Annotated in this window: 21 protein-coding genes; 12 read left to right on the top strand and 9 right to left on the bottom strand. The window is 64.9% G+C overall.

What is annotated here, in order from left to right:
- Positions 1 to 81 precede the first annotated feature (81 nt).
- Positions 82 to 657, bottom strand: coding sequence for a rhombosortase (rrtA, locus tag K6G35_RS05100; RefSeq protein ID WP_051705333.1), 576 nt, complete (start codon positions 655 to 657; stop codon positions 82 to 84).
- Between the two features lie 25 nt (positions 658 to 682).
- Positions 683 to 3538: a bifunctional [glutamate--ammonia ligase]-adenylyl-L-tyrosine phosphorylase/[glutamate--ammonia-ligase] adenylyltransferase gene (gene glnE / locus K6G35_RS05095; protein ID WP_035881895.1), complete on the bottom strand. Its 2856-nt coding sequence runs from the start codon at positions 3536 to 3538 to the stop codon at positions 683 to 685.
- Positions 3539 to 3868: 330 nt separating this feature from the next.
- On the opposite strand from glnE, the gene K6G35_RS05090 reads away from it, so the two are divergent.
- From K6G35_RS05090 to tldD, 3 genes are all read left to right on the top strand, one after another.
- Positions 3869 to 8065, top strand: coding sequence for a YhdP family protein (locus tag K6G35_RS05090; protein WP_495676162.1), 4197 nt, complete (start codon positions 3869 to 3871; stop codon positions 8063 to 8065).
- 28 nt (positions 8066 to 8093) lie between these two features.
- Positions 8094 to 8915 (top strand): carbon-nitrogen hydrolase family protein, encoded by an 822-nt coding sequence (locus tag K6G35_RS05085; protein WP_008641747.1) that lies wholly within the window; start codon positions 8094 to 8096, stop codon positions 8913 to 8915.
- A 66-nt stretch (positions 8916 to 8981) separates the two neighbouring features.
- Positions 8982 to 10442: a metalloprotease TldD gene (gene tldD, locus K6G35_RS05080; protein ID WP_008641746.1), complete on the top strand. Its 1461-nt coding sequence runs from the start codon at positions 8982 to 8984 to the stop codon at positions 10440 to 10442.
- A 52-nt stretch (positions 10443 to 10494) separates the two neighbouring features.
- On the opposite strand, the gene K6G35_RS05075 is transcribed toward tldD, so the two are convergent.
- Entirely contained in the window at positions 10495 to 11550 is a 1056-nt protein-coding gene (locus K6G35_RS05075) for a class I SAM-dependent methyltransferase (RefSeq protein WP_495676161.1), read from the bottom strand.
- 455 nt (positions 11551 to 12005) lie between these two features.
- On the opposite strand from K6G35_RS05075, the gene aroG reads away from it, so the two are divergent.
- Positions 12006 to 13085 (top strand): 3-deoxy-7-phosphoheptulonate synthase AroG, encoded by a 1080-nt coding sequence (gene aroG, locus K6G35_RS05070; protein ID WP_008641744.1) that lies wholly within the window; start codon positions 12006 to 12008, stop codon positions 13083 to 13085.
- 93 nt (positions 13086 to 13178) lie between these two features.
- Here the strand turns inward: aroG and K6G35_RS05065 are convergent, their stop codons facing one another.
- Both K6G35_RS05065 and K6G35_RS05060 read right to left on the bottom strand, forming a co-directional pair.
- The gene (locus K6G35_RS05065) at positions 13179 to 13577 is read right to left on the bottom strand and encodes a c-type cytochrome (protein ID WP_008641743.1); all 399 of its coding nucleotides are present in this window, start codon (positions 13575 to 13577) and stop codon (positions 13179 to 13181) included.
- Positions 13578 to 13590: 13 nt separating this feature from the next.
- Complete coding sequence (locus tag K6G35_RS05060; protein ID WP_008641741.1) at positions 13591 to 13935, bottom strand: c-type cytochrome; 345 nt, start codon at positions 13933 to 13935, stop codon at positions 13591 to 13593.
- A 441-nt stretch (positions 13936 to 14376) separates the two neighbouring features.
- On the opposite strand from K6G35_RS05060, the gene K6G35_RS05055 reads away from it, so the two are divergent.
- The 3 genes from K6G35_RS05055 to K6G35_RS05045 are packed head-to-tail and all read left to right on the top strand — an operon-like array spanning position 14377 to position 17051.
- Positions 14377 to 15255 carry an AAA family ATPase gene (locus K6G35_RS05055; RefSeq protein WP_008641739.1) on the top strand — a complete coding sequence of 293 codons (879 nt, stop codon included), beginning with the start codon at positions 14377 to 14379 and terminating at the stop codon, positions 15253 to 15255.
- Positions 15256 to 15265: 10 nt separating this feature from the next.
- The gene (locus tag K6G35_RS05050; RefSeq protein WP_008641736.1) at positions 15266 to 15859 is read left to right on the top strand and encodes a GNAT family N-acetyltransferase; all 594 of its coding nucleotides are present in this window, start codon (positions 15266 to 15268) and stop codon (positions 15857 to 15859) included.
- Between the two features lie 16 nt (positions 15860 to 15875).
- Positions 15876 to 17051: a vWA domain-containing protein gene (locus K6G35_RS05045; RefSeq protein ID WP_286879970.1), complete on the top strand. Its 1176-nt coding sequence runs from the start codon at positions 15876 to 15878 to the stop codon at positions 17049 to 17051.
- A gap of 94 nt (positions 17052 to 17145) precedes the next feature.
- On the opposite strand, the gene K6G35_RS05040 is transcribed toward K6G35_RS05045, so the two are convergent.
- Positions 17146 to 18048: a LysR family transcriptional regulator gene (locus K6G35_RS05040; RefSeq protein ID WP_008641724.1), complete on the bottom strand. Its 903-nt coding sequence runs from the start codon at positions 18046 to 18048 to the stop codon at positions 17146 to 17148.
- A 148-nt stretch (positions 18049 to 18196) separates the two neighbouring features.
- On the opposite strand from K6G35_RS05040, the gene K6G35_RS05035 reads away from it, so the two are divergent.
- The 3 genes from K6G35_RS05035 to K6G35_RS05025 all read left to right on the top strand — a co-directional run bounded on the left by K6G35_RS05035 (position 18197) and on the right by K6G35_RS05025 (position 21122).
- Entirely contained in the window at positions 18197 to 19183 is a 987-nt protein-coding gene (locus K6G35_RS05035) for a Bug family tripartite tricarboxylate transporter substrate binding protein (protein WP_008641723.1), read from the top strand.
- A gap of 20 nt (positions 19184 to 19203) precedes the next feature.
- The gene (locus K6G35_RS05030) at positions 19204 to 20076 is read left to right on the top strand and encodes an N-formylglutamate amidohydrolase (RefSeq protein WP_008641721.1); all 873 of its coding nucleotides are present in this window, start codon (positions 19204 to 19206) and stop codon (positions 20074 to 20076) included.
- 251 nt (positions 20077 to 20327) lie between these two features.
- Positions 20328 to 21122, top strand: a complete 795-nt coding sequence (locus tag K6G35_RS05025) for a BspC domain-containing protein (RefSeq protein WP_495676160.1) — start codon at positions 20328 to 20330, stop codon at positions 21120 to 21122.
- A gap of 95 nt (positions 21123 to 21217) precedes the next feature.
- Here the strand turns inward: K6G35_RS05025 and K6G35_RS05020 are convergent, their stop codons facing one another.
- Complete coding sequence (locus K6G35_RS05020; RefSeq protein ID WP_035881752.1) at positions 21218 to 22360, bottom strand: M14 family metallopeptidase; 1143 nt, start codon at positions 22358 to 22360, stop codon at positions 21218 to 21220.
- A gap of 18 nt (positions 22361 to 22378) precedes the next feature.
- Complete coding sequence (gene yaaA, locus K6G35_RS05015) at positions 22379 to 23164, bottom strand: peroxide stress protein YaaA (RefSeq protein WP_008643440.1); 786 nt, start codon at positions 23162 to 23164, stop codon at positions 22379 to 22381.
- Positions 23165 to 23204: 40 nt separating this feature from the next.
- Here yaaA and K6G35_RS05010 point away from each other — a divergent pair, with 40 nt between their 5' ends.
- Together K6G35_RS05010 and K6G35_RS05005 are read left to right on the top strand one after the other, a co-directional pair.
- Positions 23205 to 23744, top strand: coding sequence for a putative toxin-antitoxin system toxin component, PIN family (locus K6G35_RS05010; protein ID WP_008643439.1), 540 nt, complete (start codon positions 23205 to 23207; stop codon positions 23742 to 23744).
- A 48-nt stretch (positions 23745 to 23792) separates the two neighbouring features.
- Positions 23793 to 24962, top strand: coding sequence for a pyridoxal phosphate-dependent aminotransferase (locus tag K6G35_RS05005; protein WP_008643437.1), 1170 nt, complete (start codon positions 23793 to 23795; stop codon positions 24960 to 24962).
- Positions 24963 to 25022: 60 nt separating this feature from the next.
- Here the strand turns inward: K6G35_RS05005 and K6G35_RS05000 are convergent, their stop codons facing one another.
- Positions 25023 to 25664: a glutathione S-transferase gene (locus K6G35_RS05000; protein WP_008643435.1), complete on the bottom strand. Its 642-nt coding sequence runs from the start codon at positions 25662 to 25664 to the stop codon at positions 25023 to 25025.
- Positions 25665 to 25721 lie beyond the last annotated feature (57 nt).

The following is a 25721-nucleotide window of genomic DNA, read 5'->3' as shown; positions in this document are numbered from 1 at the left end:
AGAGCACCGCGGGAGTATCAAGATCGAAGGCTGGCGATTTGCGCAGCTCGCCGGCTGGCTGGAAGGGCGATAACCGCTCAACTATCCTTCACGCTTCCCACGCGCCCCCCACCATTCCTGCAGCAACCAGCAGCCCAATCCCGCCACAGCGCCCGCCGCGTGCGCGCCGCGCACCACGCCGAACCCCCACGACGGATCGAACACCACGGCCGCGAGCCACGATTGTTCGAGCCAGACCTTGCCCAGCACGATCACGCACGTCACCACGCCGATCAGGCGCGACCAGCCGGGTGCCTGCAGCAGCCGCAACGCCGTCCATAGCGCAAGCCCGTGTGTAGCCCCGGACAACCCGCCATACCAACCTACCGCCGGCATCGCGAGCAACGCCAACTGGGCGGCCAGTCCGCAGACCACCAGCACCGTCAGCGACTCACGCACCCGCGCCTCGCGCCCGGCGAGCAGCATGAGCCCGGCGGTGGCGGCAACATCGGAGAGATAGTGTCTGGTGTCGAGGTGCACCCACATCGCGGTGACCAGGCGCCACCATTGACCCTCCGTCCGCACGGCATCGCGCAAATAGAGGCCGTGCGCGTGCATCCACGGCACGAACGTGAACAACGCGGCCAGCGCCGCCACACCCGCCACTGCGGCGAGCATGGCCGGCCAGCCCGGCAAGGCGCGCTCAGCCTTCACCAAATACCGCGCGCCACAGGGTGCGCACCTGCGTGGCCTGTTCGCGCACACTCTCCGGTGGCACCCGCGCCTGGTCGAACCCATCGAGCCGCAGCTTGTGCTGGCGCGCGCGGAACAGCCGGTACGCGTCGCCCACGGCCTGCGCGAGACTGGCGTCGATCAGGTTCAGCACGCCCGCCATACGCAGCAGCGCGATGTTGCCGGCATTGCGGGTCAGTTCCGGATGCGCGCCGCTGTGCAGCAGCACCAGATACTGCACGGCGAACTCGATATCGACCATGCCGCCGCGATCATGCTTGAGGTCGAACAGGTCGGTCGGGTTCGGATGCCCCTCCGCCACCTTGGCGCGCATCTCGACGATCTCGCCGCGCAGCGCGGCACCATCGCGCGGCTGGCGCAGGATCTCTTCGCGAAGATCCTCGAAACGGGCGCCGATTTCCGGGGCGCCAGCGCAGAAGCGCGCGCGCGTCAGGGCCTGGTGTTCCCAGACCCATGCGGCGTTGTCACCCTCGCGCAACTGATAGCGTCGGAACGCGTCGAAGCTGGTCACCAGCAACCCGGCCGCGCCGTTTGGCCGCAGACGCGTGTCCACGTCGAACAACATGCCCGCCGCGGTATGGCTGGTCAGCCAGGTGATCAGGCGGCGCGCGTAGGCCGCATAGACGTCGGGCGCACGTTCGTGATCGTCGTCGTAGAGGAAGATCAGGTCCAGATCGGACGCGTACCCCAACTCCTTGCCGCCGAGCCGGCCATAGGCGATTACCGCGAAACGCGGGGTGTCGCAGTGACGCGTCGGCAACTGGCGCCACACGGCCTGAAGCGTGACGTCGAGCATCGCATCCGCCAGATCGGAAAGACGGTCGGCCACCTGCTCGACGGTGAGCATCCCCTGCAGATCCTGCAACAGGATGCGGAACGTTTCGGCATGGTGCTCGCGACGCAGGATATCCATCTGCGCCTCGATCTGGCCGTCCGACGCCTGCAGCCGTTCGCTCAGCCGCGCGCGGAAAGCAGGCCAGTCCGGCGCTCCGGCCAGCGCGTCGGCATCGAGCAGTTCGTCGAGCAGTTGCGGGTGGCGCGTCAGGTAGGTCGCGGCCCAGCGCGATGCGTGCAGCGTCTGCGCGACGCGGTCCATTGCCTGCGGATACTCCGACAGTAGCGACAGATAAGACGCCCGCCGGCTGATCGCATCGAGAAAATCGAGAAAGCGCGCGATCGTGCTGTCCGAATCGTCCTGCTTGGCCGCGAGATCGAGCGCCCGGTTGACGAGCTGGTCGAAGCGCGAGCGGCTGGTTTCGGACAACGCGCGATAACGCATCGACGTGGCGATCGCGCGGAGCCGGTCGTACAGGCCCGTGCAGTCGCTAAAGCCCGCGGCCTGCAGGCGCTGGCATGGTGACGATTCGGGATCGGTCTCCTCGCCGTCACCCGGGGTGTCCTGCGAGGCGCGGGAGCTCTGCTCCTCACGCACCAGCGCGGGCCACAGCGCCTCGCACTCCGGCGTATCGGGACTGGTGAACGTCGCCTCGAACTGCTGCGCCACGGGGTCCATCAGCGCGTTCATCTGCGCGACCAGCGCCTCCCAGTCGCCATAGCCCATCATTTGCGCCACGGCGACGCGCTCTTCGTCCGACGTCGGCAGGTGATGCGTCTGGGCGTCGTCGCGATACTGGAGCCTGTGCTCGAGCTGGCGCAGGAAGCGGTAGGCATCGGCAAGCTGCAGTGCCTGCCCAGCGGGCAACAGGTTGCGTTCCAGCGCCACGTCGAGCACCTCGAGCGTGGGCCGCACCCGCAGCGCGGGGTCCTGCCCACCGCGAATCAACTGGAACACCTGCGCCATGAACTCGATTTCGCGAATGCCGCCACGACCGAGCTTGATATTGAACGAGCGCTGGTTCACACCGTGCCCGGCCAGACCACCGCTGCGCTTGGCCGCTTCGGCGCGAATCTGGGCATGGAGCGATCGGATCGCCGCGATCACGCCGTAGTCGAGGTAACGGCGGAACACGAACGGCGTGGTCAGGCGCGAGAGCATGGACGCGACACGTTCGGCGTGCGGCGTATCGCAGGCCGACACCACACGCCCCTTGATCCAGGCATAGCGCTCCCACTCGCGGCCCTGCACCACCAGGTATTCCTCGAGCATCCCGAAGCTGCAGACGAGCGGCCCCGCGTCGCCATTGGGCCGCAGGCGCATATCGACGCGGAAGACGTAGCCATCAGCCGTGACCTCGGACAGCAACGTGATCAGCCGGCGGCCAAGGCGAATGAAATACTCGTGATTGGACAGGCTGCGCGATCCGCCCTGCGTCTCGCCATCCTCGTCATAGAGGAAGATCAGGTCGATGTCGGACGAGACGTTCAGTTCGCGCCCGCCGAGCTTGCCCATGCCGACGACCACCAGTTCCTGCGCCTCGCCGCTCTGCTCGCCGATGGGGCGTCCGTAGGTCGCGCCGAGGTCCGCGCCGAGCACGCGCAGGCCGAACTGGATCGCCAGCTCCGCCAGGTCCGTCATCGCGCCGGTGATCTCCGCCAACGTGGCCAGACCACGCAGATCGCGCTCGATCAGCACGCACATGACCTCGGCACGCAACCGGCGCAGTGCCTGGCCCGCGGCGGCCTCCGCATCGGCGGACGGCGCGACCAGCGCCTGCAGCCGCGACTCCATCCATGCACGGGACACCGGCGTCGCGGCGGCCTCGCCGACGATTGCCGGCAGGCCCGGGCGTGCCGCGAGCACCCGGCGTGCGTAATGAGAGTACGCAGCCGAGTACAATACGTGGCCTTCGCAATCTGCGGCGGCAAGTCCCTGAGCCGCGATCGTGGCATAGGCCCCCTGGGCCATGTTGCCGATCGGACCGGCCTCGCCGGGCAATGTCACATTCGAAGTGGTTCCTGCGCCATCCGCCATGCGCTGCAGGTCAGTCGAAGCCGGGGCATTGCCCTCGGCGGAACTCGTCGGATCAGGGACAGTCATTCCAGTTACTTTTTGCAATTTCGCAGCAGGCGCCGTGACAACACGCGGCATTCGCGTGCGCACCACTTTGGAGAGCGGCTAGTATTGTCGGATAATCTGCCCATGTCCAGCCGCCCTACCGCTCCACACGACGGTTCCGCATCTCCACGCGCGGGTGGCGAAGACCAAGCCGCGCTTGCCGTTGCTCCCCGGAGTTCGATGCCCACATCTGGCGCTGGCCGCCGGGCGGCGGCGTTCGTCCGCGCCACGCTGCGCGGGCTCTGGCTCGGATTGTGGACCGCCATCCGCCATCCAGTCTGGCCGCGACTCTGGCGGATGATCGTGCGCATCGTGGCGGCGCTGCTCGCACTGGCGATCGTCGCCGTGCTGCTGATCCGCTTCGTGCTCTGGCCGCAGGCCCACACCGCGCGCGAATGGCTCGAACACCAAGGGTCGACCGCGCTCTCCGCGCGCCTCACTATTGGCGAACTCGACACCTATTGGGATGGCTGGCATCCGGCGTTCCGCGCCCGCGACGTACGCGCGGTGGACGCGCAGCAGCGCGTGCTGCTGACCGCCGGGTCGCTCGACGGCAAACTGTCGTGGCAATCGGTGCCGACGATGGCGCTGCAGTTCGTCAGCCTGACGGCCGACCGTACCGATGTGCTGATCCGGCGCACCCCCGAAGGCAAGTTGCTGGTTGCCGGTGTGCCTGTGGAAACACAAAAGACCGGCGCGCAGGACGATCCGTTCCTGCACTGGCTGCTGTCCCAGGGGCGCATCGACCTGGTCAGCGGTAACCTGCGCTGGCTGGACGAGAAGGCCCGGCTGCCTCAGCTCGACGTGGCGGACATCCACTTCACCACCGAGCGCGATGGCGCCCAGCACATTGTGCGGCTCGAGGCGCGCAGCGCCGCGCTGGCGCCGCGACCGCTGGTATTCCAGGCCAACCTGCGCCACGACTACCTGCACGGCACGGGCAACTGGCAGCACTGGACCGGTCAGGCAAGCTGGGCCTTCAACCAGCTCGAATTGCCGGTCGTGCAGCGCTACCTGGCCATCTTCGACAGCGTGCAGGATGGCGTCTTCAGCACCGACGGCACCGTCGACTTCCGTGGCGGACAGGTACAGCGCAGCCAGATGCGGCTGCGTGCATCTGGCGTCGACCTGCATCTGGCTGGGGCGCCGGAGCCACTCAAGCTGGCCAACGCCCAGGCCCTGCTACTGCATAAGAGCGACCGCAACGGCAACCACCAGCTGACCATCGACACCCTGCTCTGGCAGGCCGAGCCGCAGGCGGGCCCGCCGTCCAACGCGGACGCGACGTGGCGCGAAGGGATGCGCAAGGTGACGATCGACTGGAACCGTGACAGCTCCGGTCAGTTACGCAAGTTCGCACTGCGGGCGCCGACTTTCGACCTCAACACGCTGCGCGCGCTGGCCACGTCGATGCCGCTGGACACCGCCGTGCTACGCCAGCTCCGCGCGTTGCAGCCGGCGGGCCATATCGACAATCTCGACGTCGCGTGGTCGCGCGACCGCGCCGGCATGCTGTCACGTACCCCTGGCACCCAGCACTACAACGTGCAGGGCACACTGCGCAACGTTTCCGTGAATGGCCAGCCCGCCGTGCCGGCCGTGGATGCGGACGGCCTCCCGCGCGCCGGCACGCCCGGCTTCAGCCAGCTCTCGGGCAGCTTCAACTTCGACGACAAGCAGGGCGTGGCGAGGGTCGACACTACCGGCGGCGCCCTGATCTTCCCGGGTGTGTTCGAGGATCCACGCCTGCCGTTCGACACGCTGCGCGGCGAAGTGCGCTGGACGCACGAGGGTGACAAGCTTGTGGTCCGTACCGATGGTATCCAGTTCGCCAACGCCGATACCGCCGGCACCGTGCGCGGCACCTGGCGCCAGGGAGGCGACAGCCACGCCGGCGTGGCCGATCTGACAGGCGAACTCGAGCGCGCCCAGGCCAACCGTGTCCCGCGCTACATGCCGCTCACGCTGCCAGCGACCCGTCACTATCTGGCGGGCGCGCTGGTCGGCGGCGAAGCGCACGACGTCAAGTTTCTGGTCAAGGGCGACCTCACCCACTTCCCGTTCCATCCGCCGCTGGCCAAGGCTGGCGACTTCCGCGTGGAAGTGCCGGTGCGCCACGTGAACTACCAGATCGCACCAGACGAAACCGGCCCCAACGGCGCAAGCGGGCAAAAGGCCGGCACGGCATGGCCCGAATTCACGGACATCGAAGGCACGGTGATGTTCGAACGCGGCAGCATGTCGTTCCTGGCGAAGCGCGCGGGCGTGGCGGGTATCCAGGGCGTAACCCTGCGCGACGTGAGCGGGCGTATCGACGACATGGGTGACCACGGTCACCTGCTGGTCGACGGCAGCGCCAGCGGCCCGGTGCAGAGCTTCCTGCGCTTCGTGGCTACCAGCCCGGTCAAGGAGTGGACGGCCAACGTCACCGAGACGTCGCACGCGCCGGGCAATGGCGAGCTCAAGCTCAAACTGGACCTGCCGCTCAATCACGCGGCGGGTTCTAAGGTCAACGGCGAATTCCGCTTCCCCGGCAACGACGTGACCTTGTTCCCGGAACTGCCAACGCTCTACGGCGCCACCGGCGCGGTGGCCTTCGACGAACACGGCTTCCGACTCGACAACGTGCGTGGCCGATTTGTCGGTGGCGAGACTCGCCTCGGCGGCGGCACGCAGCCAGACGGCACCACACGTGTGACAGTCAGCGGCACGGCCACGGCCCAGGGCCTGCGCGAGGCGCTCGGTACGGAAATGTCAGCCCTCGGCAGCCGCATCGACGGGACCACCGCCTATAGCGCCGTGGTCGGCGTTCACGACAAGCATCTGCAGGTGGAGGTGGCATCCAACCTCAACGGACTCGCTCTGGACCTGCCAGCGCCGCTGGCCAAGACCGCCGCGCAGGACATGCCACTGCGCTTCGACCTACGACCGTCGACCGCGCCCGGCCGCGCGGGCCTGGACGAAGTCACCGTGCAACTCGGCAATGCGGCCAGCGCGCGCTATGTGCTACGCCGTGGCGGCGATGCGCTGGAAGTCGTGTCCGGCGGCATCGGCCTTGGGCAACCGGCGCCTCAGCCTGCAAGCGGCATCACGGTGGCGATGACCACGGACCGGCTCAATGTCGATGCCTGGCGCGCCTTGCTCAGCGGCCCGGATAACAAAGGCGGCGACAAACCCGCCGGTGACATAGGACGCTCGTCCCCATTCCTGCCCGATCGCATGACGGTGCGCGCCAAGGTGCTCGATGCGTTCGGCCGCAGTCTCGATGACGTTTCGCTCGATGCCGGCCGGGAGCGCGGCGACGGCGGCTGGAACATGCAGATCAATTCGCGCCAGATCGCCGGCACCGGACAGTGGCGCCGCAACGCGAGCAATCCGTCCGGGATGCTCACCGTGCGGCTCGCGCATCTGGACATCCCCGACGCCACCGATGACGGCCACATGACCGAAGCCATCACGCGCAGCGTCGAGGAAATGCCGGCGCTCGACCTGAGCGTCGACAGGTTCGTCCTGCACGGCCGGGAATTCGGCAAGCTCGAGGTCAAGGCCCATACGAGCCATGACGACAACCAGCCGGTCTGGACGCTCGACAGCCTGACCATCGAACAGCCGGGCGCCAAGCTCACCGGCAATGGCTCCTGGCGCCTGCCAAGGCGCTTGCGTGAAGCGGCGGCTCAGGGCGATGCTTCCTCGACGGAAGGCCGCCGCACGCTGCTGAACTTCAAGCTCGACATCCGCAACGGGGGCGACGTGCTCGAACGCATGGGCCTGCCCCACACGCTGCGCGACGGCAAGGGCACGTTCGAGGGCCGCATCGCCTGGCGCGGCTCGCCGATGTCGATCGACTACCCCACGCTTTCGGGCCGCCTGAATCTGAATATCGAGAACGGCCAGATCCTGAGCGTCGACCCGGGCGCCGCGCGACTGCTCGGCGTGCTGAGCCTGCAAAGCCTGTTGCGTTTCGCCACGCTGGACTTCCGCTCGCTCTCGAGCCGGGGGATGGTATTCGACAGCCTCAACGGCACCGGCACGATCGAAAACGGCGTGGGCAAGATCGAAGAGTTCAAGTTCAAGAGTGGCCAGGCCATGGCCTCGATGTCTGGCACGGCGGACCTGTTGCACGAGACGCAGGACCTGGAAGTGGCCGTGACGCCGCGCATCAACGCCACCACCACGTCAGTGGCCGCCGCGTTCATCAATCCGGTGCTGGGCATCGGCACGCTGGCCGCCCAGTTGATGTTCGCCGACGAGATCTCGAAGGTGTTCACGCAGCATTACCGCGTGTCCGGATCGTGGGCCGACCCCAAGGTCACCAAAGTGGAAGACAATAAGACGCAACCGCCGATCCAGGAGCGTTCCGGCGCCTATCCGCGCTGAAACCCCTGCTCCAGAGAAGGAAGCCAAGATGACTGCCACTGCCCCGATGCGCGTTGCCGCCATCCAGACCGTCACCGGCATCACGCTCGACGACAACCTCGCGCGTGCCGATGCGCTGATCGCGGAGGCCGCGCGCGGCGGCGCCGAACTGGTGCTGCTGCCTGAGTACTTCTGCATGATGGGCCGCCACGAGACCGACAAGATCGCCATCCGCGAACAGGATGGCGACGGTCCGGTGCAGAGCTTCCTGGCCGATGCCGCGCGGCGCCATCGCGTCTGGCTCGTGGGCGGCACACTGCCGATGTGGTGCAACGACGATGCGCGCGTCTACAACACGTCGCTCGCCTTCGATCCGCATGGCCGCCGCGTGGCGCGCTACGACAAGATCCACCTGTTCGGCTTCACCAAGGGCACCGAGAGCTACGACGAATCGCGCACGATCCTGGCCGGCAAGACGCCGGTGGCCTTCGATGCGCCGTGCGGACGGGTGGCGATGTCGGTCTGCTACGACCTGCGCTTTCCGGAGCTCTATCGCGGACTGGCGGGCAAGAATGACGTCAGCCTGATCCTGATGCCGGCGGCTTTCACCTACACCACGGGCCAGGCTCACTGGGAGATCCTGCTGCGCGCCCGCGCGATCGAAAACCAGTGCTATGTGCTGGCCGCGGCACAAGGCGGCAAGCACGAAAATGGCCGCCGCACCTGGGGTCACTCGATGCTGGTGGACCCGTGGGGCGAGTTGATGGGCGTGTTGCCCGAGGGCGAAGGCGTGGTGTCGGGTACGGTCGACCCGGCCCGTCTTGCCGAAGTGCGTCAGAACCTGCCGGCACTGCGTCACCGCGTGCTGTAGGATTGACGGAAATTCACATTGCAGGCCGCCGTGGCAGACCGCCACGGGGTATCGAAAAGGACAATCATGAACGCCGGCGATCTCGGAATCCGCAACCTGGCCACCGCCCAGCAACTGCTGCTGGCGCCGTACGGGCTCGATGAAGCCAAGCTCCAGCGCGTGCTGGCCGACATCTTCACGCACAAGGTCGACTACGCCGACCTGTATTTCCAGCACACCCGCAACGAGGCCTGGAGCCTCGAGGAAGGCATCGTCAAGTCGGGCAGCTTCAGCATCGACCAGGGCGTTGGCGTGCGCGCCGTCTCGGGCGACAAGACCGCCTTCGCATACTCCGACGACATCAGCCTGCCGGCCCTGAGCCAGGCCGCCGCGGCTACCCGCACGATCGGCAAGAGCGGCGGCGGGCGCGTCAAGGTGGCGGGCTCGCTCGCCTCGCACACGGGCCGCAACCTCTATGCGCCGAACGATCCGCTCGACTCGATGACCGCCACCGAGAAAGTGGCGCTGCTCGAGAAGATCGAAAAGCTGGCACGCGCCAAGGATCCGCGCGTGGTGCAGGTCATGGCCGGCCTTGCCGGAGAGTACGACGTGGTGCTGGTGGCGCGCAGCGACGGCGTGATCGCCGCCGACGTGCGTCCGCTGGTGCGCGTGTCCGTGACCGTCATCGCCGAACAGAACGGTCGGCGCGAGATCGGCTCCTCGGGCGGCGGCGGCCGCTATGCCTACGGCTACTTTACCGACGACCTGCTGCGCAAGTACGTGGACGAAGCGGTGTCGTCGGCACTGGTCAACCTGGAGGCGCGTCCCGCCCCGGCTGGCGCGATGACCGTGGTGCTCGGACCGGGCTGGCCCGGCGTGCTGCTGCACGAGGCCGTGGGCCACGGCCTGGAAGGCGACTTCAACCGCAAGGGTTCCTCGGCGTTTGCCGGCCGCATGGGAGAGCGCGTGGCGGCCAAGGGGGTGACCGTGGTCGACGACGGCACCATCGCCAATCGCCGCGGATCGCTGAACCTCGATGACGAAGGCAACCCCACGCAGTGCACCACGCTGATCGAGGACGGCATCCTGCGCGGCTATATCCAGGACACGCTTAACGCGCGCCTGATGAAGATGCCGGTCACCGGCAACGCACGCCGCGAGAGCTACGCCGCGCTGCCGATGCCGCGCATGACCAACACCTACATGCTTAACGGCGACCGCGATCCGCAGGAAATCCTCGCCAGCGTCAAGCGCGGCCTCTATGCCGTGAACTTCGGCGGCGGTCAGGTCGACATCACCAACGGCAAGTTCGTGTTCTCGGCCAGCGAGGCATACATGATCGAGGACGGCAAGATCACGTATCCGGTCAAGGGCGCGACGCTGGTCGGCAACGGCCCCGAGTCGCTCAAGGACGTCACGATGATCGGCAACGACATGCGCCTGGATTCGGGCGTGGGCGTCTGCGGCAAGGAAGGCCAGAGCGTGCCGGTGGGCGTGGGTCAGCCAACGCTGCGGATCGAGAACATGACGGTGGGTGGCACGGCCTGACAGCCGAAGTTCGCCCCTCTCCCGCCTGCGGGAGAGGGGCGCCTGGTCAAAGCTACGGCCTCACCTCGTACACCAGATTGAACGGTGTCTGTGCCGTGCGGCGGAAGCTGCCAAAGCCGCCCTGCTCCGTCACACCACGCATGCGGGCCTCACCGGCCTGTGCTCCCAGGCACATTGCCCCCTCCTGCGACCGCGATCCCGGCGTGCAAATGAATGTCGACGCCGAATAGAACACGCGCCCGATCGGATTGAGGTTGTCCTGCAGCCGGTCATTGGCAAACGGCTCCACAATCATCCAGCACCCGTCGGGCTTGAGCGATTCTCGGATGTGCCGCGCGGCGCCAACCGGGTCGCCCATGTCATGCAGGCAGTCGAAGACCGTCACGAGGTCGTATCCGCTTCCGGGATAATCCTTGGCCGCCGCCACTTCGAACGTCACGCGGTTGCTCACGCCTGCACGTCTGGCAGACTCGATCGCATATCGGATCGACGGCTCGTGGTAGTCGAAGCCGCGAAACGTGGAAGCCGGATAGGCCTGCGCCATGATGATCGTCGAAGCACCGTGCCCGCACCCCACGTCAGCCACCATGGCCCCCGCCTTGAGCCGGGCGTCGAAGCCTTCCAGCGACGGAATCCATTCGCCGACCAGATGTGCCGCGTAGCCGGGGCGGAAGAACCGCTCGGTACCATGGAACAGCGCCGGGTCGTGTTCGTGCCAGCCAAGCCCTCGGCCGTTATGGAAGATGTCGACCATCTTCGGAATCGCGCGGAACTGTGCCACCGCAATCTGGAATGCGCCGGGAATGAACGCCGGACTGCCCTCCTGCGCCAGCGCCAGCGCCTGTTCCTCGTTCAACGAGAAGCTGTCGGTGTCCGCGTCGTATTCGACGTAGCCGCTGGCGGCCTGCGCTGACAGCCACTCGCGCAGGTACCTCGCATCCGTGCGGGTTTTTGCCGCCAGCATATCGGCGGTCATCGGTTTTTCGGCCAGCGCCTTGTACAGCCCAAGCTCGTCGCCCAACACCACCGTCGCCGCGTGCATCACGGCACCGATGTCATGGACGAATTTCTCCATGAAGGCATTCAGCCTTGCCTCATCGACTGGCATGATGGCTACCCTCCCTCCACCTTGTTCTTGTGATTCCACTATAGGAAGCATGGGTACTCTGCAATTGCTTAAATCTATCGATTGGCCGCTTGCCATCTTCCTTGAAAAGCGATATAAAGATGCTTCGTTGTCGCGCGAGCGGCGATTGCACCCCGTGATTTTTCCCACGAGTGCGCAATAAAATGCCTTTTGATCGCGCACCGCAGCATAAATTTCACGCATTGCCGCATAACCGACACAAGCTGACTACAGCCGATCCGATTTCCGCCATGTCCGCCAAGTTTTACTTTTACTTTTTTTGGCATCTCACACCGCTGGCGGATAGAGAGGGATAGCTGCAAGTAGCCCCGAATACTAAAAAAAGCCGCCAGCGACCCTGGCGGCTTTTTTTATCCCCGCCACCGCCGCAACGCAATTCCAGATCAGACTCACGACCTCACAAACCCGGAGCCATCATGCTGAAGAACACCGACGACCTGCGTATTCGAGAACTCAAGGAACTGCTGCCGCCCGCGCACCTGATCCGCGAGTTTGCTTGCTCGGAGGCTGCGTCCGACGTGATCTATGGCGCCCGCCAGGCCATGCATCGCATTCTGCACGGCATGGACGACCGCCTGATCGTCATCATCGGCCCGTGCTCGATCCACGACACGCGCGCGGCCCTGGAATACGCCAAGCTGCTCAAGGTGCAGCGCGACCGCTTCGCGGGTGAGCTCGAGATCGTGATGCGCGTCTACTTCGAAAAGCCGCGCACGACGGTCGGCTGGAAGGGCCTGATCAACGATCCGCACATGGATGGCAGCTTCAAGATCAACGACGGTCTGCGCACCGCCCGCGAACTGCTGCTGAATATCAGCGAAATGGGCGTGCCGACGGGGACGGAATATCTGGACATGATCAGCCCGCAGTACATCGCCGATCTGGTGAGCTGGGGCGCGATCGGCGCGCGCACCACCGAGTCGCAGGTGCACCGCGAACTCGCTTCCGGACTGTCGTGCCCGGTCGGCTTCAAGAACGGCACCGACGGCAACGTGAAGATCGCCGTCGACGCGATCAAGGCCGCCTCGCAGCCCCACCATTTCCTGTCGGTAACCAAGGGCGGCCACTCGGCCATCGTGTCGACCTCGGGTAACGAGGACTGCCACATCATCCTGCGCGGCGGCAAGGCACCGAACTACGACGCGGCCAGCGTGCAGGAAGCCTGCGACGCGATCTCGAAGTCTGGCCTGGCCGCACGTCTGATGATCGATGCCTCGCACGCCAACAGCAGCAAGAAGCACGAGAACCAGATCCCGGTCTGCGAGGACATCGGCAAGCAGATCGCCGGCGGCGAACAGCGCATCGTCGGCGTCATGGTGGAATCGCACCTGGTAGCTGGCCGACAGGACCATGTGCAGGGCACTCCGGTGGAGAACCTGACCTACGGCCAGTCGGTGACCGACGCCTGCATCGCCTGGGATGACTCCGTGGCCGTACTGGAGACGCTGGCCAACGCCGTGAAACAGCGTCGCCTGGTGACCGGCAGCGGCAACTGATCCGCACTGCAGAACGAAAAAGCCGCTCATTCGAGCGGCTTTTTTTTCTTCGATTCCCTTGCGACGAAATCGAAGCGGCTGACGTCTTTCGACTTACTTCTTCAGCACCAGATCGCCCGGCAGCGATTCGATATACGCGGCAATATCCTTCAACTCCTTGCGCGTAAACTCCCGCGGCTTGCCGTCCTTGCCGGTAACCGCCGGGTTGCTCTTGACCTGACCGGCCATGATCGCATTATTGCGGCCCACCAGCGGGTTGCCGCTGATCTGGTAAGACAACAGGGCGTGATAGATGTAATCCTGGTGCTGGCCGGCCAGCTTCGGATAGTCCGGCGAGATCGGCGCGTTCAGATCCTTGCCGTGGCACGCCACACATCCACCCTTTTCCACCAGTGCCTTGCCAGCGGCGATATCTGCCGCCGAAGCGGACATGGCAGCGGCGCCAAGCGCGACAGCACCCAGCGCGAACGAAACAGCTTTCAGCATCTTCATGGTCAGGGGCCTCTTACTTGAGCGGATTGTTCTGCGTGTCGCGCTTCTGCTGCGAGTAGTACGCAGCCACGGCGGCGATGTCCTTGTCGGACAGGCTGTCGGCAATCCCGCGCATGGTCGGATGCTTGCGATCACCCTTCTGATAGCTCTTGAGCGCGTTCTCGATGTACTTGGCACTCTGGCCGCCAAGCATGGGCACCTGATATACCTCGGGGAACGATGCACGGTAGCCAGGAATACCATGGCAGCCAATGCACATTGCGACCTTGTCCTTGGCGGCGTCCACGTTGCCCTTGTCCTGGGCCTGCGCAGCCGTTGCGGCCGCGCCCAACACCACCATCGTGAGGAGCTTTTTCATTGTCTTAGCTGAGTGGGAAGTGTTTAAACCGCGTGTGACTGCCCTGCAGGGCGAAACGGCTTTGGGAACGGGGATCTGAAATCGCGGTAAGTGCTGATGTGCCGCGGGTGCTTCCACACCATTCTGCAACCATCTCGCGCTGTCACCGCCCCCCGGTGAACTGCCATGTCTCAGTGACAGAACTGCCGGGTATGAGGGGGGAGATATTGACCAGGGGCGCGTCAAACCGGCGCATTGTACCGCAGCGTGCACGCGCCAGTCCACAGAACGGCCTTGGGGTGTCCCCCACTGAACGCGAATCCCGATCTGCTCTTATACTGGCCCATTCCGACCGAAATTCCGATTGTTCATGCCGGTTGTTGCCCGACCGGATCATTGGCCCTGAGTCATTGTTTCCGATTGTCTGCCAACCACGCCCCTTGCAATACGATCAGACCGCCCATGTCCACCACCGCCAACGCCAATCCGTCCCAGCAGGTCAAGTTCGAAGGTAGTGCCCAATACGTTGCCACCGACGATCTGAAGCTGGCCGTCAATGCCGCACGCACGCTGCAGCGCCCCCTGCTGATCAAGGGCGAGCCCGGCACGGGCAAGACCATGCTGGCTGAGGAAGTGGCCGCAGCACTGGGTATGCCGCTGTTGCAATGGCACATCAAGTCAACCACCAAGGCCCAGCAGGGCCTGTACGAATACGACGCCGTGTCGCGTCTGCGCGACTCCCAACTGGGCGACAACCGCGTGCACGACATCGCCAACTACATCGTCAAGGGCGTGCTCTGGCAGGCGTTCGAGGCCGACGAGCCCGTGGTGCTGCTGATCGACGAGATCGACAAGGCCGACATCGAATTCCCGAACGACCTGCTGCGCGAACTCGACCGCATGGAGTTCTACGTCTACGAGACGCGCGAACTGATCCAGGCGAAGCATCGCCCGCTGGTGATCATCACCTCGAACAACGAGAAGGAGTTGCCGGACGCCTTCCTGCGCCGCTGCTTCTTCCACTACATCAAGTTCCCGGATGCCGAGACGATGCAACAGATCGTCGACGTCCACTACCCCGGCATCAAGCGCGAGCTGGTAGCGGCCGCGATGGAATCGTTCTACGAGATGCGCAACCTGCCGGGCCTGAAGAAGAAGCCGAGCACGTCGGAGCTGATCGACTGGCTCAAGCTGCTGATGGCCGAGGACATTCCCGCCGAGGCACTGCGCAGCCCGGACCGCAAGGCCGCGATCCCGCCGCTGCACGGCGCGCTGCTCAAGAACGAACAGGACGTGCACCTGTTCGAGCGTCTCGTGTTCATGAACCGCGCCAACCGCTGAGGACAGCACGATGTCGAGGTTCGTTCAACCCGTGACGCTGTCAGGCAGCCACGCCACGCTTGCGCCGCTGTCGATGGACCATGCCGAAGGCCTGCGCGAAGCCGCGGCCGATGGCGAACTCCATCGGCTCTGGTACACCTCGGTGCCCTCGCCCGAAGGCATGGAAGCCGAGATCAAGCGCCGGCTCGACCTGCAGACGCAGGACTCGATGCAACCGTTCACCGTGCTCGATGCTGACGGCCGCCCGGCCGGCATGACCACGTACATGAACATCGACGGCAAGAACCGGCGGGTTGAAATCGGCTCGACATGGTACGCGCGGCGCGTGCAACGCACCGCGCTCAACACCGAGTGCAAGCTGATGCTGCTGCGCCATGCGTTCGAGACGCTCGACTGCATCGCCGTGGAATTCCGTACGCACTGGATGAACCACCAGAGCCGCACCGCCATCGCACGTCTGGGCGCCAAGCAGGACGGCGTGCTCCGCAACCATCAACGCATGCCGGATGGCTCGTTCCGCGATACGGTCGTGTTCTCGATCATCGCCAGCGAATGGCCCACCGTGCGCGCGCACCTGCAGTTCCAGCTCGACCGCCCGCGCTGACCGGGGAGAGTTTCCCATGCTGATCGATTTCTTTTTCTCGCTGCGCCACGCCAAGCTGCCGGTATCGGTCAAGGAGTACCTGACGATGCTGGAAGCCCTGCGCGCGCAGGTTATCGCGCCGTCGATCGACGAGTTCTATTACCTGTCGCGCATGACGCTGGTAAAGGACGAGAAGCACTTCGACAAGTTCGACCAGACCTTCGCTGCATACTTCAAGGGCGTGGAGAGCCTGATCGACTGGAAGAGCGACATTCCGCTCGACTGGTTGCAGAAGACGCTCGAGCGCGAGCTGTCGGCCGAGGAAAAGGCCAAGATCGAGGCCATGGGCGGCCTCGACAAGCTGATGGAACGCCTGAAGCAACTGCTCGAGGAGCAGAAGGAAAAGCACGAGGGCGGCAACAAGTGGATCGGTACGGGCGGCACCTCGCCGTTCGGTCACAGCGGCTACAACCCCGAGGGCATCCGCATCGGCGGCCCGTCCAAGGGCAACCGCACCGCGATCAAGGTGTGGGAGACGCGCGCGTACAAGGATTACGACGACCAGGTCGAACTCGGCACGCGCAACATCAAGGTGGCACTACGCCGCCTGCGCCGTTTCGCGCGCGAGGGCGCCGACACCGAACTCGATCTCGACGATACGATCCACTCCACCGCCGCCAACGCGGGGATGCTCGACATCAAGTTGCGGCCCGAGCGCCACAACAAGGTCAAGGTCCTGATGCTGATGGATGTCGGCGGCTCGATGGACGACCACATCAAGCGCGTGGAGGAACTGTTCTCGGCCACCAAGACCGAGTTCAAGCACCTCGAGTACTACTACTTCCACAACTGTCTCTACGACTACGTGTGGAAGAACAACCGCCGCCGCCATGCGGAGAAGATCGCCACGTGGGATCTCATCCACAAGTACACGCCCGACTACAAGGTGATCTTTGTCGGCGATGCGACGATGAGCCCCTATGAGATCCTGCAGCCGGGCGGCTCGGTCGAGTACAACAATGCCGAGGCCGGCGCCGTGTGGCTCAATCGCATGATCGAGCAGTTCCCGCGCTTCGTGTGGCTGAACCCCGAGCCGGAAGGCCTCTGGCAGTACCGCCAGTCGATCACCGTGATCAACCAGATCATGAAGAACCGCATGTATCCGGTCACGATCGCGGGGCTCGAGGCAGCGATGAAAGTGCTGTCGAAGTAAAAATAGCGGATGCCATGCATCGACGTGGCGCCCGCAGTTAGCGCCCGCAGTTAGCGCCTGGAATGAGCGCCTGGAATGAGCGCTTGCCGGGCCGCTACGCCACCACGTCGACACCCTCCATCAGCCAGGCCCGGAACGTCTGCAGCGCCGGCAGGTGAGCCTTCTGTTCCGGATAGCAGAGGTAATACCCCTTCTTGGCCAGCACGCGCGCGGCATGCGCCACCACCAGCGTGCCGGTGGCAATCTCCTCTTCGATCAGGCAGCGCGGAATCAGAGCGATGCCTAGCCCCGACACCGCCGCCTGCGTCAGCAACGAGAACTGATCGAAACGCGCCCCGCTCCACGCCTGGCGCGTGGACACCCCCAGTTCGGACAGCCAGTCTGGCCACGCCTCTGGCACCGTGGTGTGATGCAGCAGTGGGTAACGCAGCAAATCCTCGGGAGATGCAACCGCGCCCCCAGGCTCCTGCGCGAGCAATCCCGGCCGGCACACCGGCAGCACTTCGCGTCCGGTCATGTAGTCGGCGAGACTCCCCGGCCAGACGCCGTCGCCAAAGCGGATCGCCGCATCGAGATCAGGTTGGGAAAAATCGTAGCCCTGCGCATGGGGAACGAACTCCAGCGTGACTTCGGGATGCCGGGCGAAAAACTGCGGCAGCCGCGGAATCAGCCACTTGGCGCCGAGTGTCGGCATGCTGGCGATATGCAGGATGCCGCCCCGCCCCTTGCGCGCGATCAGTTCCACGCTGGCCGCCTCGATCTCGTTCAGGCTCGGCCGGATGCGCTCCAGATAGCGCTCCCCCGCGCCGGTCAGCATCAGGCGCTGGCGCACGCGCTCGAACAGCTCGACACCCAGGAACGCCTCGAGACTGCGTACCTGCTTGCTGACCGCCCCCTGCGTGACGTGAAGCTCCCGGGCGGCCAGCGTGAAGCTGTTGTGCCGCGCAGCGGCTTCAAATGCCTGCAATTCCGTCAGCGACGGACATAAGCGTCGCATAGGTCACCTCTACTTCAATACCATTTGGAATGATCCGGGGATTTTATTTCGTTTGCGCGCATCTTGCATCGGAAAGCAGAATCACGAGAGCTAAAGAATTCAGCTTTTGCTGAGTTCCGCTCCCTGAATCCCCACCGGAATCCCGACGATGCAACGCCGTCCCCTGCTCAAGATCCTCGCCGCCGCCACCGCCTTCGCGGCCGCCGGCCTGACCCTGCCCGCCCTGGCGCAAGGCACGTACCCGACCAAGCCGATCACGCTCGTCGTGCCGTTCCCGGCTGGCGGCACCACCGACATCGTCGCGCGTATCGTCGCTGACAAGCTCGGCCAGCAACTGGGCCAGGCCGTGGTGGTGGACAACCGCGGCGGCGCCGGCGGCAGCATCGGCACCGGCTACCTGGCCAAGGCCACGCCGGACGGCTACACGCTCGGCATCGCCACGGCATCGACGCACGGCATCAACCCGGCCGTGTATCCGCGCCTGCAATACGACGCCACCAAGGACTTCACGCCGATCACGAACCTGGCCTCCGTGCCGAACGTGATGAGCATCAACCCGAACGTGAAGGCCACCGACATGAAGTCGTTCATCGCGCTGGCCAAATCGGAACCGAACAAGATCGCCTACGGCTCGGCCGGCAATGGCAGCGTGTCGCACATGATGGGCGAGCTGTTCAAGATGAGCAGCAAGACCGAACTGCTGCACGTGCCCTACAAGGGCGTGGGCCCCGCGCTGAACGATGCGCTGGCCGGCCAGGTGCAGGTGCTGTTCGACAACCTGCCGTCGTCGCTGCCGTTCATCGAAGGCGGCAAGCTGCGCGCGCTGGCCGTGGCTGCGCCGAAGCGCGTGGCCGCGCTGCCGAACGTGCCGACCTTCGCCGAACTGGGCCTGCCTGAAGTCAATGACGCCGCATGGTTCGGCCTGATCGCCCCGGCCAAGCTGCCCGCCGACATCCAGGCCAAGCTGAACGCCGCCGCCATCAAGGTGCTGGCCATGCCGGAAGTGCGCGCCAAGCTCGAGAAACTCGGCGCCACGCCGGTGGGCGACACGCCGCAGCACTTCGCGCAGCAGATCGCCACCGAAGTGGCCAAGAACAAGCGCGTGGCCGCTGCCGCCAAGATCTCCCTGGACTAATCACGGACCGGTAACCCAGCATGACCGAAGCAGACCGAAAGACCGCGGAAAGCCCGTACTTCCTGCACATGCCGGAAGGCGAGTGCGGCCCGCTCTTTCTTGATTCCCCCCATAGCTGCACCACGTACCCGGCGGACTTCCGCTTCGCCGGCAACCTGCCCCTGCCGCTGCTGCGGCAGGCGGAAGACACGTTCGTGGACGAGCTCTATGCCGACGCGCCCGCGCGCGGCATCCCGCTGCTCTGCGCGGGCTTTCCGCGCAGCTACCTCGACGCCAACCGCAGCCTCGAGGAAATCGACGAAGCCCTGCTCGACACGCCGTGGCCCGGCGCCAAGCAGGAAACGTCGAAGACGCGCCTCGGCAAGGGCCTGGTCTGGCGCGTGCTGGACACCGGCGAGCCGATCTACGATCGCAAGCTCGGCGTGGCCGAACTGCAGGCGCGCATCGACAACTACTACCTGCCCTACTACGCGCAGTTGCAGCGACTGTCCGACCAGGCCGTCGCCCGCCACGGCCGAGTGTGGCACATCAACTGCCACTCGATGCCGAGCGAGGCCGCGCAATACGCAACCGAGCACCCGGGCCTGCAGCATCCGGACTTCGTGGTGGGTGACCGCGACGGCACGACTTGCGATACCCGCTTCACCGATCGCGTGGAGAGCGTACTCAAGGACATGGGCTACGACGTGTGGCGCAACCATCCCTACAAGGGCGTGGAAATCGTGCGCGTGGTAGGTCAGCCCCAGGCCAACCGCCACAGCCTGCAGCTGGAAGTCAACCGGAAGCTGTACATGGATGAAGTCGGCCTGACGCACAGCGCCGGGTTCGACAAGCTCAAGCGCGACCTCAACGCGCTGATGGACGAACTGCTGCGCTTCGCGCGCACGATCTGACCGACGGATCAAAGGGCTGCCGCAATGGCGCCCTGCCCCGAGGCACGCAGCACGCGTGCCTCGGGGTTCGCCAGAGTTGCGTGACTCGGCAATTCTCTGCTATCGCACACACCCAAATCCACGGGGATCGCGACGGTTGCAAGCAATTAGAATGAAGGGTAACAACATTTAGGAACTTTGCCGCGGGGGATTCCTCTATCATGGCAATCCTTCACTAACCCCTCCTTGCTTCACCGAGCAAAGACGACCCCGTGATCCGACGAATTTCCGAACTGTTCGGCAGCCGGCTGCGTATGCTGTCTGCCGCAGTGGCCGGTGCGATCGCACTCGCCGGTTGCGCCACCGCACCGACGGACGAGACCGCAGCCGTGGCTGGCCAGCCCGGCTCGCCCGCTGCCAGCACCGCCACCCCCGTAGCCCCCGGCCCCGCCTCGGCGACGGCCGCCAAGACCCCGACCACCAACGGCAAGAGCCCGCCCACGACGACGGTCACGCTACCCGACAGGGGCCGCGTGAGCTTGGCCGAATATCGCGCGCAAATGCGCGATCAGTTGATGAAGACGGAGAATGCATCGGCCGACGTGGCCGATTGCGCCGCGCACGCCAGCTGGGTGGTGCCGCGGTCGGCGACTTATGACGCGCTGAAGATCCCCACGGGCGCACTTGCCCAGGATCAGGCCACCGAGGAGCGCTGGGAAAGCCGGTTCTCGTCGGGCAAGCAGTCCGTAGTCGTCAGCTCCGTCGTGACGTTCGCTGCCAGCGCACACCGCCGCTCGGGGGAACCGCAATGGCAACCGGTCAAGGTCCGCTGCGGCTACGACAACGGCATGATGCTGGCGTACGAACTGCTCAACAGCAGCGGCGAGACGATCAGCGAACCAGCCGCGGCACCCGCCGTGGGCACGTCGCACTCGAAGAAGAAAAAAGGCAAGAGCACCGCCAAGGCATCGACGTCGTCGAAGTCCAGCAAGGCAAGCTCGACGTCCAAATCGACATCGTCTTCTAAGAGCACATCGTCCAAGACGACAACCAAGAAGAAGCAGTAAGGCCCTGCGCCGACTGCGACTGAGACGCAGGTCCGGCTCCCTCTCCCGCTTGCGGGAAAGGGAGCGCTTGGCGCTTCAAACCCTGATCACGTCTGTCAGCCCAGATACTCCAGCACCGCCTGCAGCATCGACGTACCAAGCAGGCCGCTCTTCGCACCGTTCCAGCCCAGCACCGGGTCTGGCAGGTCAGCGTTGTCCTTGAACGGCATCTCCAGCGTCAGGGCCAGGCAGCCGAAGGTATGGCCGATGTACTTCGAGGCGAGCTTCAGTGCATCCGCGTTGTACTTGCTTGCAGCGTAGCCGTGCACGTCCTGGAAGTCCGGCGTGGCCCGCTTGAACGCCTCGATGAAGCGCGACTGCTGGTCGCGCTGGGCTGCGGTAAAGCCAGGAAGCATCTCGCTGCCGGCTACGAAGTTGTACGGCAGCGCCTCGTCACCATGAATGTCGAAGAACAAATCGACACCAGTGGCTTCGATCGCCCGGCGCACGTGATACACCTCGGGGCTCGTCTCGAGGCTCGGTTGCATCCATTCGCGATTCAGGTTGGCGCCTGCGGCATTCGTGCGCAGGTTGCCGCGCGCCGAACCATCCGGATTCATGTTCGGCACGATATGGAACACGGCGCGATCGAGCAGCTTGCGCGCCACCGGATCGCCCGCCCACATGCCGGTGCCCGTCAGGCGCTGCAGCACGCCTTCGCAGAACCACTCCGCCATGCTTTCGCCCGGATGCTGGCGCGCGATCATCCAGACCGTCTTCTTGCCCGGCCCTGGCTGACCCAGCGTCACGCAGGTCAGGTCGCGCCCATCGACGGTACTGCCAAGGTGCGACAGCTTCGCCAGCGGCGAACGCTGGCAGGAGGCCAGCAGCGAAAGGTGCCGCTCCTCGGGATACGGTTCGAAATACGCAAACCAGACGCTGTCGTGTTCGGGCTTGAAGTCGACGGTCATGGTGGTGCCGTCGTAGCGCGTCGGCACGCGGAACCAGTGGGCCCGGTCATAGGAGGCCACGACGCTGTAGTCGCGCCAGCCGTCTGGATAGGTGCATTCGCCCGCGTTCAGGAACTGGAGCTTGCAGTCCTGCCTGGCCGCGCCCTGCAGCCGGAAGTGGAACCACTGGCGAAAGTCGGCGTGCGAATCGGCGCGGATACGCAGGCGGATGTCGTCGGCACGATCGAGGGCTTCGACTTCGATCGCGCCCGAATCGAACAGCGTGGAGATATGCAGCGCTGAGGTCATGAAGTAGCTCCTTGGTTCTCAGTCTTCCAGACGGCGGCGGAATACCCAGCGGGCATCGTCGGACGCGGCCTTGTCGAAGGCGTAGCCGTCTTCGTTGAAGCGCTTCAGTTGCGCGGGATCCGTCACGCGATGCGTGACCGCGTAACGGGCCATCGTGCCACGCGCGCGCTTGGCGTGGAACGAGATGATCTTGTAGCGGCCACCCTTCCAGTCCTCGAACACGGGCGTGATCACGCGCGCGGCGAGCACCTTCGGGCGCACTACCTTGAAATATTCTTCGGACGCCAGGTTCACCAGCGTCTGCGAGCCCTCGTGCTTGAGCTCGGCCATGTCCTTGTTGATCAACGCCGTGACGTCGTCGCCCCAGAACGCGTAGAGGTCCTTGCCTGCGGCGTTGTCGAGCCGCGTGCCCATTTCCAGGCGATACGGCTGCATCCAGTCCATCGGCCGGAGCACGCCGTAGAGGCCGGACAGGATGCGGATGTGCTTCTGCGCGAAGGCAAGGTCGTCGGTCGACAGCGTCTTCGCATCGAGACCGTCGTAGACATCGCCATTGAAGGCCAGCACGGCCTGCTTGCTGTTGGCCGTCGTGAACTCGGGCGACCAGTCGGCGTAACGCGTGACATTGAGCACCGCGAGCTTGTCGGAAATATCCATCAGCGACGCCACATCCTGCGGGGCCAGCTTGCGCAGGCGCTCGATCAGCGTGGCCGAGCGGTCGATGAAACGCGGTAGCGTATGGGTCTTGACGCGTGGGGGTGTCTCGTAGTCCAGGGACTTGGCGGGAGACAGGACGATGAGCATGGCAAAATCGCGGGCAGAAACAAAGACCAGATTGTAGCGAATGCACACCACCCACACCGGCCACGATGCCAACTCCAGCACCGGCCCCGATGCCGGCGCCCTCTCCGTCACTTCCGCACCCCGGGTAGTCCTTGACTCCAATATCTGGGTAGACCTGCTGGTCTTCCGCGACCCGCATGTGGAGCCGATCCGGGCCGCGCTGGCAGCCGGCGCCATCGCCCCGGTGATCCGGGCCGACTGCCGGGAGGAGTTGCGCCGGGTGCTGGCCTATCCCCAGTTCACCCGCTTTGCCGTCGATATCGACGCCGCGCTGGCGGAGGTCGACCGCGTCACCACACTAGAACCGGCGCCCACCCAGGAAGACGCTGACGCGATCCGCCTGCCGAAGTGCAAGGACACTGACGACCAGAAGTTCATCGAACTCGCCCATTTCTCGCGCGCGGCGCTGCTGGTGTCCAAGGACAAGGCAGTGCTCAAGCTCCGCAGCCGCCTGCGCCGCTCCAGCGGGGTGGAAGTGCTGCCGCCGCTGGCATTCGGCACCTGGCTGGCGGCATGGGTGCCGCCCGGTGATCGCGGCTAGAATGTCGCTCTGGCTGATTGCCCCGCTTCTACTCTTTCAAGCTCCGTCATGGCTGAATCCAATCTCGCCCCGCTGAATCCGCCCCTGTCGCGCCTGCCCAATGTGGGCACCACGATCTTTACCGTGATGTCGGCGCTGGCGGCCGAAAAGAACGCCGTCAATCTCGGCCAGGGCTTCCCGGATTTCGACTGCGATCCGCGCATCGTCGATGCCGTAACGCACGCAATGCGCACCGGTCACAACCAGTACCCGCCGATGGCTGGTGTGCCACAACTGCGCCAGGCCATCGCCGCCAAGATCGCGAAACTGTACGAACACGCCTACGACTGGAATACCGAGATCACGGTGACCGCGGGCGCCACGCAGGGCCTGCTGACCGCCATCCTCTGCGCCGTGCATCCGGGCGACGAAGTGATCGTGCTGGAACCGTGCTACGACAGCTATCTGCCTGCGATCGAACTGGCCGGCGCGACGGCCGTGCCCGTGACGCTGGAAGCGCCGCTGTTCCGCATCCCGTTCGACAAGCTGGCCGCCGCGATCACGCCGCGCACGCGCATGATCATGATCAACACCCCGCACAACCCGACGGGCACGATCTGGCGCGAAGAGGACATGCAGCAACTGGCCGACCTGCTGGCCGGCACCGACATCCTGCTGCTATCCGACGAGGTCTACGAACACATGGTCTACGATGGCCAGCGGCATGAGTCGGTGGCACGCCATCCCGAACTGGCGCGACGCAGCTTTGTCGTGTCGAGTTTCGGCAAGACCTATCACGTGACGGGCTGGAAGGTCGGCTTCGTGGCCGCCCCGGCCGCGCTGTCGAACGAATTCCGCAAGGTCCACCAGTTCAACGTGTTCACGGTGAACACGCCGGTGCAGTATGGGCTGACGGATTACATGGCCGATCCGGCTCCGTATCTGAACCTCTCCGGGTTCTACCAGGCCAAGCGTGACTACTTCCGTGCCGGTCTGGCCGGCACGCGCTTCAAGCTTCTGCCATCGGACGGCACCTACTTCCAGTGCGTCGACTACTCGGCGATCTCCGATATGAGCGAGGCCGATTTCTCGATGTGGCTCACGCGCGAAATCGGCGTTGCCGCGATTCCGGTCTCGGCGTTCTACTCCACGCCGCGTGAATCGGGTGTCGTGCGCTTCTGTTTCGCGAAGAAGGAAGAGACGCTGAAGCTGGCGCTGGATCGCCTGGCAAAGCTCTGATCCGAATTGGAGGCTTGCCCGCCCCACTCCCACAACGTGGAAGTGGGGTGATTACCCTTCTTACTTGTTCCTGGCGACCATCTGCTCCAGATTTACCTTGCGATCCGCGTTGACCTTCTGCACGGACGGACGTTCGGCCATCGCCTTCAGGTAGTCCTTGGCCGGCAGGCCGGCCAGCAGGTCTTCGCCGTAGATGATCTTCGTGCAAGACGAGATCAGCGGCAGGTGGCAGATGGCGGCGCAATCGGCCAGCGTGAAAGTATCGCCCGCGATGTAGGGCGAGAACTTCGCCAGTTTCGCGAAGCCGGGGATGTACCGGTCGAGCAGCTTGCGCTGGCGCTCCTTGATACTGTCGCTGACCTTGCCGCCAAAGAACGCTTCCGGGTAAAGTTCGCGCGCTGTCAGTTCCAGGTACAACTCCAGAAACGTGATGACCTCGCGTACCTTGGCGGCCTGATAAGGGTCTTTCGGCAACAGCGGCGACCCCGGATAGGCCGCCTCGATATACTCGTCGATCACCTCGGACTCGCACAGCGGGCCCGCATCGGTGATGATGTAGGGAACCTTGCCGAGCGGCGAGGCCTGCAGGTCGGTCTGCCCCAGCCAGGCCAGCACTTCCTCGAATGGCTGGTTCTTCTCCAGCATCGCCAGCTTGACCTTGTTGTAGTAATTGCTGGCCGCAAAGCCGCAGAGCTTCAGCATGTTGTCTCTCTCCGTAGTAGTGTGAGATCGTCGGAGTCGACCCGAAGTCGCCTCATC

Source organism: Cupriavidus sp. HY129 (assembly GCF_059492215.1).
Note: the sequence above shows the minus strand (reverse complement) of the source record. Positions and strands in the feature narration are given on the sequence as shown.